The organism is Vibrio sp. Vb0304, from assembly GCF_033338995.1.
Classification (GTDB): Bacteria; Pseudomonadota; Gammaproteobacteria; order Enterobacterales; family Vibrionaceae; genus Vibrio; species Vibrio alginolyticus.
This window is the reverse complement of sequence record NZ_JAWOTT010000010.1, coordinates 131,553-144,158: the sequence shown is the minus strand read 5'-3', so window position 1 is coordinate 144,158 and position 12,606 is coordinate 131,553. Positions and strand designations below refer to the sequence as shown.

General features: G+C 44.2%; 7 protein-coding genes and 4 tRNA genes. 10 read left to right on the top strand and 1 reads right to left on the bottom strand.

Annotation, left to right across the window (positions count from 1 at the left end; translation table 11 throughout):
• The first annotated feature begins 4 nt into the window (after positions 1 to 4).
• Positions 5 to 772, top strand: coding sequence for a nucleotidyltransferase domain-containing protein (locus tag R7P35_RS14175; RefSeq protein WP_158159705.1), 768 nt, complete (start codon positions 5 to 7; stop codon positions 770 to 772).
• On the opposite strand, the gene R7P35_RS14170 is transcribed toward R7P35_RS14175, so the two are convergent.
• Entirely contained in the window at positions 769 to 3,132 is a 2,364-nt protein-coding gene (locus R7P35_RS14170) for a DNA polymerase II (RefSeq protein ID WP_158159704.1), read from the bottom strand. The genes R7P35_RS14175 and R7P35_RS14170 overlap by 4 nt on opposite strands.
• A gap of 427 nt (positions 3,133 to 3,559) precedes the next feature.
• Between R7P35_RS14170 and uvrY the strand changes: the two genes are divergently transcribed.
• The 9 genes from uvrY to R7P35_RS14125 all read left to right on the top strand — a co-directional run bounded on the left by uvrY (position 3,560) and on the right by R7P35_RS14125 (position 12,582).
• Entirely contained in the window at positions 3,560 to 4,204 is a 645-nt protein-coding gene (gene uvrY, locus R7P35_RS14165; protein ID WP_005386783.1) for a UvrY/SirA/GacA family response regulator transcription factor, read from the top strand.
• Position 4,205: 1 nt separating this feature from the next.
• Positions 4,206 to 6,038, top strand: coding sequence for an excinuclease ABC subunit UvrC (uvrC, locus tag R7P35_RS14160; protein WP_080773718.1), 1,833 nt, complete (start codon positions 4,206 to 4,208; stop codon positions 6,036 to 6,038).
• Positions 6,039 to 6,084: 46 nt separating this feature from the next.
• On the top strand, positions 6,085 to 6,642 hold the full coding sequence (gene pgsA, locus R7P35_RS14155) for a CDP-diacylglycerol--glycerol-3-phosphate 3-phosphatidyltransferase (RefSeq protein WP_005394805.1): 558 nt from the start codon (positions 6,085 to 6,087) through the stop codon (positions 6,640 to 6,642).
• A gap of 463 nt (positions 6,643 to 7,105) precedes the next feature.
• Positions 7,106 to 7,179 (top strand) — tRNA-Cys (locus tag R7P35_RS14150).
• Positions 7,180 to 7,216: 37 nt separating this feature from the next.
• Positions 7,217 to 7,292, top strand: a tRNA-Gly gene (locus R7P35_RS14145).
• A gap of 77 nt (positions 7,293 to 7,369) precedes the next feature.
• Positions 7,370 to 7,456: transfer RNA gene (locus tag R7P35_RS14140), tRNA-Leu, on the top strand.
• A 13-nt stretch (positions 7,457 to 7,469) separates the two neighbouring features.
• Positions 7,470 to 7,545 (top strand) — tRNA-Gly (locus R7P35_RS14135).
• Positions 7,546 to 8,442: 897 nt separating this feature from the next.
• Positions 8,443 to 11,319, top strand: coding sequence for a pyridoxal phosphate-dependent class III aminotransferase (locus R7P35_RS14130; protein WP_025767272.1), 2,877 nt, complete (start codon positions 8,443 to 8,445; stop codon positions 11,317 to 11,319).
• Positions 11,320 to 11,337: 18 nt separating this feature from the next.
• Positions 11,338 to 12,582: a carboxynorspermidine synthase gene (locus R7P35_RS14125; RefSeq protein ID WP_012841628.1), complete on the top strand. Its 1,245-nt coding sequence runs from the start codon at positions 11,338 to 11,340 to the stop codon at positions 12,580 to 12,582.
• Positions 12,583 to 12,606 lie beyond the last annotated feature (24 nt).

The following is a 12,606-nucleotide window of genomic DNA, read 5'->3' as shown; positions in this document are numbered from 1 at the left end:
AGTCATGTCTCTGCCTGTTATCGATCCTAAACAACCATTTCAACCAGAGTTTGCGCCTTTAATTAGGGAAGTCACCGCTTGTCTCAAAGGTGGACTGGGGCAAAACTTACACAGCGTTTATGTATACGGTAGTGTTGCTCGTAAAACAGCGATCGCAGGGAAGTCGAACTTAGACCTGGTTGTCGTTACTCAATCATCCTTTGAGCACAATCGCGCGACTTTGCTCAACACAATTAAGTGGCGTGCGCAGCAGAGTTACCCTCACGTTAATGGTGTATCGGTCCGTACAGCCTTAGTGAGTGAAGTAGCTAATTTAGACAGTATTTTCACTTGGGGCTTTATGCTTAAGCATTGCTGTGTCTGTATTTATGGTGATGATCTAGCAGACTGTTTTGGTGATTACGTCCCAAGTTGGGAAATTGCTAAGCACTGGAATATGGATGTGGCAGATTGGATTACGGTGTATCGCAAAAAAATCGTACAAGCGAAGACGATAGAAGAGCAGGTGGCCGCCCAGCGAGTGATTGCTAAAAAGTTACTAAGAGCGTCATACTCTTTGGTGATGTATCGAGATAAACGTTGGTTTGATGACCCCTTAGAGTGTGGCAAGGTATTCTTAACTTATCATCCTGAAAAGCAGCTTGAGATCGAGCGGCTAGAAATTTTACTTTCTGGCCGGGGGATTCCCAAGCGTTCTGTTATCGGGCTAATTGATGCGTTTGGTGATTGGTTAGTCAAACAGTACCAGAAAACAGAGTTTCGTATCGGCTAAAACAACCCCATTTGTGGCGCTGAAAGCCTGTCAAAGTCCGTCCCAATGAAAGGGAGAATCGCATCCGCAACGGGTTTGAGTTGTTTATCAATGTAATGTTGATAATCAATCGGGCTATTGAGGTACTCATAAGGTTCAGGGCCGTTCACGGTAATAATGTATTCAATTCGCCCTTTGTTTTGATACTGTAATGGGCGGCCAAGCTTGGCATTTATCTCATCGGCTAAACGAGCTGCACGCACTTGTGGCGGGACGTTCTTCTGATACTCATGCAGTTTTCTTCGCAGTCGCTTTTGATACACCAACTGTTCATCAAATTCACCGTTGTTAGTTTTCTCAACCATCTCTCGGACATAGTCGCTTGGATCTTCACCATGGAAAATCATGCTATAGAGTGTATTTTGAAATTTCTGTGCTAACGAGGTCCAGTCAGTACGGGCACTTTCTAACCCTTTAAATACAATCCGTTCTTGCTCTCCTTCACCGATTAAACCCGCATAGCGCTTTTTCGAGCCAGTTTCTGCGCCACGAATCGTTGGCATAAGGAATCTGCGATAATGGGTTTCATACTCGATTTCCAACATAGATGTTAGGTTGTACTCAGAACGCAGGTGTTCTTTCCACCAAGAGTTGATGTAATCAACTAATTGATTTCCAACAGCGTCAGCTTCTACTTGACTGTATGGTCGATTCAACGACACGAATGTGGAATCCGTATCGCCGTAAATCACTTGATATCCTTGCTCCTCAATCAGCACCTTAGTTTGCTTCATGATTTCATGTCCGCGCATGGTAATACTAGAAGCTAACCGAGTATCAAAGAAACGACATCCCGATGAGCCCAGTACGCCATAAAAGGAGTTCATGATGATTTTGATTGCCTGAGAAAAAGCTTTTTCATTGTTCTTCTTTGCCACATCACGTGCTGCCCAAAGCTTTTCAATCATTTCTGGTAAAAAGTGTTTCGTACGATGGAACTGACCACCGCGAAAGCCAGGTACAGCCTGATTTTCTTCTTTTCCAATATCGAGCAATAACCCCTCAACTAAACCCATAGGATCAATCAAGAAAGAGCGAATAATCGATGGATATAGACTCTTAAAATCCAATACTAAAACAGAATCATATAGGTTAGGGATGGAGTCCATCACGTAACCGCCGGGGCTGGCAATCCAATTTTCAGGGTGTAGGTTCGGAGCAACGTAGCCTGCTCGGTGTATCTGAGGCATGTATAGGTTTGTGAATGCTGCAACCGAACCGCCGACACGATCCAGTTCGACACCAGTGAGACGAGAGCGCTCTATTGCAAAGTCGAGCAGGTGAGTGTGATTGAAAATCTTATTCACTAACACGCAGTCTTGTAAATTATATTTAGCCAGCGATGGTTTGTCGGAGCGGTACATACGATTGATCTCATCCATGCGGTCATGAACGTTGTGGATTTCTTTCCCTTCCCCTAAGAGTTCTTGAGATACAGACTCTAATGACCAAGACCGAAAGTGATAAGTCGCCGTTTTTAACGTATCGATACCATCCATCACAACTCGCCCGGGAATGGAGATAAACCCTTGTTGGCTTTGAGATGAACTTCTAAAAAAGCTGGCTTGGTCTGCTCTGCCAAGCATTAGCTTCATGTTGTGCCATTCTGCTCGTTTGTGTAGTAGACGAAAGTCAAAATCAATGACGTTCCAACCGACAATGACATCGGGGTCGAATTGTTTAAACCAAACGATGAGTGCTTCTAGAAGCGCTTTTTCATCCTTAACCCATTGTATCGGTGTCTCCGAAGGTTCTGGTTCTCCGATCATGATAACGCGGGAATCCATGACGCTGTCTAATCCGATTGAGTAAAGAATGCCTTTCTCAGAGCATTCTAGATCTAGCGAGACAACGTTTAACTTCGGCTCATATTGCCCCGAACGGCATTTTGCGCTCTGGACGCGTTGGTAGCCATTGGTGCGAGTCACATTGCCTGTAAACTCGATACTGCCTTTGATAAAACGCTCCATTAGGTAGCGATCGGCGAGGCGAATATCACTTTCATACGTAGTGATATCTTTTTGAGCGAATGTGTCTTTGAGTGCGAGAGCGTCTCTGGTTACATTGGTATAGCAGGCAGCAAGAGGCGTATGTTCAAACGTTTTGAGATCCAAAAGGCGGATGTCGACGAATATGTTTTTTTCTCGTGCGAGTGTCTTTGCTTGCTCTGAGTGTTTCTGAGCGATGAAAAATACTGGCTTCTCACCATTAATAAGTAACTGAGTAGGACCTGCTTCTGTCGAAAGCCACAACTCGATTTGAGTTTGACCTTTGATGTCTCGTGCCTGTCGAGTAAGCAGAAAGCCTTGTTGGATATTCAAATGTGAGAAACCTTAGAAAACTTGAAGAACGTTAGTTTAACACTAAGAACTGTAAAAATAACCAGTAAAGAAAGCGTCTCAAATTTTTGCTGGAATTAGTGATTACAAGTTAGTCTTTGGTGCAAGAGGGACAGTGTCATTTTAAGTTATAGCGTGTTTCTCTGGGCAATATGAAACCTAGTTACTTGATTTATTGTACTTAATGTTGTTAATTGTCTTTTCTTAGATTTCGGTTCTGCTCATCACGCTCTAAAATAATAGAGTGGTTTATGAATAAGTTCTTGCTAAAGTTTGCGTTTCAGCACATATTCATAGAAAGCAATTTTTTGTCGATTACGTTAGTATATAGGCAGTCATACTGATATCCACATTTAACAAATAATGGTTATGTGGGTGCAGAACCAATACAAAGTGTGGAGATACAAGTTTGATAAATGTTTTCCTTGTAGATGATCACGAGCTGGTTCGCACAGGGATACGACGTATTATTGAAGACGTCCGTGGAATGAACGTAGCAGGAGAAGCTGACAGCGGTGAAGATGCAGTAAAATGGTGTCGCAGTAATCATGCTGACGTCGTTTTAATGGACATGAACATGCCAGGAATTGGCGGCTTGGAAGCCACTAAAAAAATTCTTCGCGTGAATCCTGATGTGAAAATCATCGTACTTACCGTTCATACAGAAAACCCGTTTCCAACCAAGGTGATGCAGGCAGGTGCGTCTGGTTATTTAACCAAAGGTGCTGGCCCTGACGAAATGGTGAATGCGATTCGTGTAGTTAATAGTGGGCAGCGTTACATCTCGCCAGAGATTGCGCAGCAGATGGCATTGAGTCAATTTTCTCCAGCCTCTGAGAACCCTTTTAAAGACTTATCCGAGCGTGAATTGCAGATCATGCTTATGATCACCAAAGGCCAAAAGGTAACGGATATTTCTGAGCAACTTAATTTAAGTCCAAAGACAGTCAACAGCTATCGCTACCGACTCTTTAGTAAATTGGACATTAATGGTGACGTTGAGTTAACTCACTTAGCGATTCGCCACGGAATGCTGGACACCGAGACCCTTTAGCGTGAATCCTCCTTTCGATTCGGCTTCCTTTCTCAAGACAGTAACTCATCAGCCCGGCGTTTACAGAATGTACAACGCCGAAGCTGTTGTAATCTACGTAGGTAAAGCCAAAGACCTTAAAAAGCGCCTTTCAAGCTACTTTCGAAAAAAAGTAGACAGTGAGAAAACTCGCGCGCTTGTCAGTAATATCGCCAAAATAGACGTCACGGTGACTCACACTGAGACAGAAGCGCTGATCTTAGAGCATAACTACATCAAGCAGTATTTGCCGAAATACAATGTGTTGCTGCGAGATGATAAGTCTTACCCTTATATCTTTATTAGCGGTCATAAGCACCCACGGCTTTCTATCCACCGTGGCGCCAAGAAGCGCAAAGGTGAATATTTTGGCCCCTACCCAGATTCTGGTGCAGTAAGAGAAACATTGCATTTGCTGCAAAAGATATTTCCTGTGCGCCAGTGTGAAGACACTGTCTATTCTAACCGAACGCGCCCATGTTTGATGTACCAAATTGGTCGCTGTGCAGGACCATGCGTTAATACCATCATTTCTGATGAAGAATATGCAGAGTTGGTTGGCTTTGTGCGAATGTTTTTGCAAGGCAAAGATCAGCAAGTACTCAAACAACTGATCGAGAAAATGGAAGTTGCCAGTCAGCAATTGCGCTTTGAAGATGCCGCTAAATTTCGCGATCAAATCCAAGCGATTAGGCGTGTTCAAGAGCAGCAGTACGTCTCAGAAGACAGCATGGATGATATGGATGTACTCGGGTTTGCTCAGGAGAATGGTATCGCGTGTATCCATATCCTGATGATACGCCAAGGCAAAGTGCTTGGTAGCCGTAGCCATTTTCCGAAAATCCCACAAAATACAAGCCAGCAGGAAGTGTTCGATAGTTTTCTGACTCAATACTATTTGAGCCATAACGAAGCACGTACAATTCCTTCTCGTATTATTTTGAATCAAGAGTTGGCAGAAGATATTGCGCCAATACAGAAAGCGTTAAGTGAAGTGGCAGGGCGTAAGGTTCATTTTCATACGTCGCCAACTGGCTCTCGAGCAAGGTATCTCAAGCTTTCGAACACGAATGCACTAACGGCGATTACCACAAAAATCAATCACAAGATGACGATTAATCAGCGTTTTCATGCGCTTCGCGAAACATTGAAGTTGGAGTCTATAGCTCGAATGGAATGTTTTGATATCTCCCATACGATGGGGGAAAGCACGATTGCGTCATGTGTGGTGTTCAACAACGAAGGCCCCGTAAAGCAAGAGTATCGTCGCTACAACATTACTGGGATTACCGGTGGTGATGATTACGCAGCAATGGGACAAGCGTTGGAGCGCCGTTATTCGAAGCAATTGGACGTAGAGAAAATTCCCGACATCATCTTTATCGATGGCGGTAAAGGTCAGTTAAATCGTGCGCATGACATCATTTCGCAATATTGGGGGGATTGGCCAAAGCGTCCCATCATGATTGGTATTGCAAAAGGCGTTACTCGCAAACCAGGTTTAGAAACGCTGATTACAGTCGATGGGGACGAGTTTCATTTACCAAGCGATGCTCCTGCGCTGCATCTTATTCAACATATTCGTGATGAAAGCCATAACCATGCTATAGCGGGGCACCGTGCTAAGCGAGGTAAAACCAGACGTACGAGTGCACTCGAAGGGATTGAGGGAATCGGCCCTAAACGACGTCAGGCGTTACTCAAGTACATGGGTGGGTTACAAGAACTTAAACGTGCAAGTGTCGAAGAAATCGCCAAAGTACCGGGAATAAGTCACTCTTTAGCAGAAATTATTTTCCAAGCATTGAAACAATAAGGAAAATCGCGCAACATTAAGCCGCAATGTGTAAGAGAATAATAAAATGCGTTTGAATATCCCGAACATTCTGTCTCTTCTTAGACTGTTCCTAATCCCTGTTTTTGTGGTTGTCTTTTATCTACCTTATTCATGGGCACCGTTTGCAGCAGCAATGGTGTTTTGGGTAGCGGGTTTTACTGACTGGCTTGACGGCATGTTGGCCCGTAAACTTGGCCAAACTTCTCGTTTTGGCGCGTTTATTGATCCTGTCGCTGATAAAGTGCTAGTGGCAACGGCATTGATTCTAATCACGGAACATTATCATTCAATTTGGGTGACCATTCCTGCGGTAACGATGATTGCGCGAGAAATCATTATCTCAGCATTGCGAGAATGGATGGCTGAAATCGGTAAGCGAGCGAGTGTTGCGGTATCTTGGGTTGGCAAAGTAAAAACTGTTTCGCAAATGTTCGCCTTATGGGTGTTGATATGGCGTTACGATGAATGGATGGTTTGGCTAGGCTTTGCGGCCTTGTATGTGGCAACTTTCTTGACATATTGGTCAATGATTCAATATTTGGCTGCTGCGAAAGACGATCTGTTGAATGAAGAGCACCATTAAATTCTGATGTTAGAAAGCAGGCTTAATAGCCTGCTTTTTTGTATCTAAGACAATCTACAGCATTTTTTGGCTTCTCTCGCTTTTCAATGCTTGCTAACGGCCATGTTTGCAATTTGTATCTGGGGCTTTTGCTTCGATAGAGTTCTATTTGTGATCTAAGTCTTGTTTTTGTCCTTGGAGAGTCTTAGAGAGGCGAGTCTTCTGATTATTAATACTTCAATGCACGCAACGCACGGCCAGCAGTGTAAGGCGTAGCCAAAGTTTTATGATAAACAAGTGTATTTAAGCGATTTTTAGTATTAAAACTAAGCAATTCATCGTCTTTCGCACAAATTCTAGTCAAACGATTTAAAAAAATAAAAATAGTGTTGACTCGATCGCTCGAATCCGTAGAATGCATCCCGTACCCAAGAGAGCACGGCTCAAAAGGGTTGTGAGAAAGCTTAGCTTTATTCACAAATGAGGCGCCTTGGCAGAGTGGCTATGCAGCGGATTGCAAATCCGTGGACCTCGGTTCGACTCCGGGAGGCGCCTCCATTATTCTTTTGAGAGCGAATGGCTTTCGAGAATAAATGCGACACTAGCTCAGTTGGTAGAGCGCAACCTTGCCAAGGTTGAGGTCACGAGTTCGAACCTCGTGTGTCGCTCCAAGTTTTATTGATATGGCATTAGCGGTATCAGATGGTGTTTTACTTTTCTGTAAAGGCATCACAAAGAATATTTGTGTGCCCTGGTGGTGGAATTGGTAGACACAAGGGATTTAAAATCCCTCGACGTTCGCGTTGTGCCGGTTCAAGTCCGGCCCGGGGCACCATCTCATATTAAATGCGACACTAGCTCAGTTGGTAGAGCGCAACCTTGCCAAGGTTGAGGTCACGAGTTCGAACCTCGTGTGTCGCTCCAGATTTAAGGCCTAACATGAAAATGTTAGGCCTTTTTCGTATTTTTTGAAAATCTCAAACTTCTTTTCTGTCACAGACTTCGTTAAGTAACGAACCCTTTGTCTCATTGACTCAAGTGATTGTTCATTCTGCCATTGCAAAGCATCTTAGCCATTCCTACTAGTCTATGTTTAAACCATCACTTGTGGAGAATAACCACTCTTGCTCCAGGCAAAGCTGTGACGAGAATGCTATCTTTTTAAATGTTCCGGATATAGAAAGGAATGTTTTACGATTAAGTAGCACAACCTTAAACCTCTGTTGGATGAGGTGATGATATCTCAAGAATATTTGTTTAAATAACAGCTGTTTGAGAGAAGGAGAAAAGCATAGCTCATGAATATGAACATGCGAGTTACGATGGGGTATGTTTTGTTGTGATTTACATCACTGTTACTAATATGAAAAATCGTTGCCAGAAGATTTTATTTTGTGATAAATTCGCGCGCAATCTCGGAGCGTAATTAACAACGTTTGATCTCTGGGGGATACGCGTAGTGACCATTCAAGCTGATTGTGACACTGCGTAGGGTAGGTATCGGCAAAGCCTTTTGTCGATAGACGGGATACTAATGCTGTAAACGCGGCATATTAATGGGAAACCCAACATTGAAACCTTTGAATAAACACACACTAATCAGCTTCATACTGCCGAAATGTCCTGTTTTACAAAACGGGTGCATTACAGAACCTTGATTAATCCCTTTTACATATGAAGTCGCGAGTATCGTGGCGGATGATCTGTATTTGTCATTTATGCACTGACAAATGCGGAGGGGTATTCACACCTCCTGTAATTTCATTCTAATGATTATTAATACAGGATACAGAATTATTATAATTCAAGGGATTATGTAGTATGAGCACTGCCTTTGAAGTCGATAGCAATATCGCAAACATTTTTTCGTCTCAGGTTCCTATCGTTGAGGGAACGTATGACTTAACGCCAGATCAAGTATTGATTGATCAGGCTGAGCATGAATCTGAAGTACGTTCTTATCCACGTCGTTTGCCGATCGCAATTAAACAAGCCTTTGGGTGCTTGGTTGAAGATACGCGTGGACAGATCTTTCTAGACTGCCTTGCTGGGGCAGGCACTCTAGCTTTGGGGTATAACCATCCTGAAATAAACCAAGCTCTGAAAGAGCAATTAGATTCAGGACTGCCATATCAGACGCTAGATATTGCAACATCAGTAAAAACGACGTTTATTCAATCTGTTAAGTCTTTTCTTCCTCAAGAGTTAAGCGAGAACAGCGTTATCCAATTTTGTGGCCCGTCTGGAGCTGATGCGGTTGAAGCTGCTATCAAGCTCGCGAAACAGACTACCGGTCGCAACACTATGTTTGCCTTCCGTGGCGCATACCATGGTATGACTAATGGTACGATGGGGATGATGGGTAACTTAGGCACGAAAGCTCGTCGAACTGGTTTGATGTCGGATGTGCACTTTATGCCTTTCCCATACAACCTGCGTTGTCCTTTTGGGCTTGGCGGTGATGAAGGTGCGAAAGCAAGTATTCGTTATATCGATCGTCTTTTAAACGATGATGAGTCAGGCATTATGAAGCCTGCCGCGATTATCGTGGAGCCAGTGCAAGGTGAGGGTGGTGTTGTTCCTGCGCCAGCATTCTGGCTACGAGAGTTACGTCGTATTTGTGATGAACACGGTATCTTACTGATCTTCGATGAGATCCAGTGTGGTGTTGGTAAAACTGGCTACAATTTCGCGTTCGAAGAGTCGGGCATTGTTCCAGATATTCTGTGTTTATCAAAAGCAATTGGTGGTGGTTTACCAATGTCGCTATTGGTTATCAACAAGCAACATGATACATGGAAGCCGGGTGAGCACACAGGTACATTTCGTGGTAACCAGCTAGCCATGGTCTCTGGTGCGAAAGCATTAGAAATTATCCAGCGTGATAATCTTGTTGAGCATGCCAATATTGCGGGTCAGTACTTGCGCTACGGCCTTGAAAGTATTCAAAAGCGTGTGAACTGTATCGCAGAGGTTCGTGGCAAAGGTTTGATGCTAGGCGTGGAGATTAAAACTCCAAACGGTGAGCTCAATAAATTTGGTGAACCTCAAGCGGATAGTGAACTCACACTTTCTATTCAACGCGCAGCACTCGAGCGTGGCTTGATCGTTGAGAAAGGTGGACGCGAAGGCGCAGTAATTCGTTTCCTTCCTCCTCTTATCATCTCGTTTGAGCAAATCGACTTTGCTTTACGTGTATTTGAAGACGCGATTTTAGCCGCTGGCGGTAGTCACATCGAAACTCAGCCACAAGATGAATGGAAGAAGCATTTCATCCACACTGGAGAGATGGGCAGCAATGAATTTGCTTCGGTGATGAATCACACTACTACGGCAATGAAGTCAGTGTTTGAACAAGTGACTGCACCGTATTCAGGTATGGATTCAAAAGCATTGGAAGCAGCGATTCACGACGTTGATCTTGATAATGGAAATGCGCCTCTTAAAACCGTTATCGACGATGCTGCTGAGCTGGTCGCGAAAAACGCAATTTTTACTCAACATCCAGATTGTATTGCTCACCTGCATACTCCACCTTTGATGCCAGCGATTGCGGCAGAGGCAATGATTGCGGCTTTGAACCAGTCTATGGACTCATGGGATCAAGCTTCATCAGCGACTTATGTTGAACAGAAAGTTGTGAACTGGCTATGTGATAAATATGAGTTAGGTGAAAAAGCGGACGGTATCTTCACGAGCGGCGGCACGCAAAGTAACCAAATGGGCTTGATGTTAGCGCGTGACTGGATTGCTGACAAACTCAGTGCACACTCAATTCAAAAGCTTGGCCTTCCTGAATACGCAGACAAGCTACGTATTGTATGTTCGAAAAAATCCCACTTCACGGTTCAAAAATCAGCGTCTTGGATGGGGTTGGGTGAAAAAGCGGTCATGACTGTCGATGCTAATGCCGATGGAACGATGGATGTCACTAAATTAGACGAAGTTCTCAATCAGGCCAAAGCAGAAGGTTTGATCCCATTTGCCATTGTTGGCACAGCGGGCACAACGGACCACGGTGCTATTGATGACTTAGACTTTATCGCCGATATGGCAGCGAAACATGACATGTGGATGCATGTCGACGGTGCATACGGTGGAGCTCTGATTCTAAGTAGCCAAAAAGCGCGTCTGAAAGGTTGTGAGCGTGCACATTCCATCAGCGTAGACTTCCATAAGCTGTTTTACCAAACCATCAGTTGTGGTGCGCTATTGGTAAATGACAAGTCTAACTTTAAATTCCTGCTTCACCATGCAGACTATTTGAACCGCGAACACGACGAACTACCGAACTTGGTGGATAAGTCTATTGCGACAACTAAGCGCTTTGATGCGCTCAAAGTGTTTATGACGATGCAAAGCGTAGGGCCAAAAGCCCTAGGCGATATGTATGATCATTTGCTTGAACAGACGCTTGAAGTGGCGGACATGATTCGAGATAACAAACACTTTGAGTTGTTGGCTGAACCATCACTATCTACGGTTCTGTTCCGCGCGACACATGAATCAGCGGATCTGGATGAACTGAACAAAACGTTGCGCTTAGAAGCGTTAACACGCGGTATCGCGGTATTGGGTGAAACCATTGTCGACGATAAAACTGCATTGAAATTTACGATTTTGAACCCGTGTCTGACGACGGCGGACTTTGAATCTTTGCTCTCAAAAATCAATACGCTAGCGGCAGAGCTAGTTTAACAAAGGTAACGGAAAACTATGGCAATTCTACAGATTGGTGCAGGCGGCGTTGGCTGGGTAGTTGCACATAAAGCAGCACAAAACAACGACGTTCTGGGTGATATCACAATCGCATCACGTACCGTAGGTAAGTGTGAGAAAATCATCGAATCGATTCAGAAGAAAAACAATCTGAAAGATTCAACTAAGAAATTAGAAGCGCGAGCGGTAAACGCGGACGACGTAGATTCTTTAGTTGCTTTAATTAAAGAAGTACAACCTGACTTAGTGATCAACGCAGGTCCTCCTTGGGTGAACATGTCTATTATGGAAGCATGTTACCAAGCTAAAGTGTCATACCTTGATACATCTGTTGCGGTTGATTTGTGCTCTGAAGGCCAACAAGTACCTCAAGCTTACGATTGGCAGTGGGGTTACCGTGAGAAGTTTGAAGAAGCCGGCATTACAGGTATTCTTGGTGCTGGTTTCGATCCGGGCGTAGTATCGGTGTTTGCCGCATACGCAGTGAAGCATCTGTTCGATGAAATCGATACTATCGACGTAATGGATGTAAACGCAGGCGACCACGGTAAGAAGTTCGCAACTAACTTTGATCCAGAAACGAACATGCTTGAGATTCAAGGCGATTCGTTCTACTGGGAAAACGGCGAGTGGAAACAAGTACCTTGTCACTCACGTATGCTTGAGTTTGAATTCCCGAATTGTGGTTCACACAAAGTGTACTCAATGGCGCACGACGAAGTTCGATCTATGCAAGAGTTCATCCCGGCGAAACGCATCGAATTCTGGATGGGCTTTGGTGACCGTTACCTAAACTACTTCAATGTGATGCGCGACATCGGTCTACTCAGCCCAGATCCACTAACGCTTCACGACGGTACGGTTGTTCAACCTTTGCACGTGCTAAAAGCACTACTACCAGATCCAACATCACTCGCACCAGGCTACACTGGCCTAACGTGTATCGGTACTTGGGTTCAAGGTAAGAAAGATGGTAAAGAGCGCAGTGTATTTATTTACAACAACGCTGATCACGAAGTCGCATACGAAGATGTTGAACACCAAGCTATCTCATACACCACTGGCGTACCAGCGATCACTGCGGCTTTGCAGTTCTTCCGTGGCAAGTGGGCAGACAAAGGCGTGTTCAACATGGAACAACTAGATCCAGACCCATTCCTAGAAACCATGCCATCTATTGGTCTAGATTGGCATGTTCAAGAACTGGAGCCAGGACAACCTGTTATCCATAAATTGAAGTAAGAATTTAGCGACTCTTATTTGTAC

Coding starts and splice junctions, on each gene's coding strand:
- R7P35_RS14175 (WP_158159705.1), top strand. CDS start 5: ATGTCTCTGCCTGTTATCGATCCTAAACAACCATTTCAACCAGAGTTT.
- pgsA (WP_005394805.1), top strand. CDS start 6,085: ATGCGTTTGAATATCCCGAACATTCTGTCTCTTCTTAGACTGTTCCTA.
- R7P35_RS14130 (WP_025767272.1), top strand. CDS start 8,443: ATGAGCACTGCCTTTGAAGTCGATAGCAATATCGCAAACATTTTTTCG.
- R7P35_RS14125 (WP_012841628.1), top strand. CDS start 11,338: ATGGCAATTCTACAGATTGGTGCAGGCGGCGTTGGCTGGGTAGTTGCA.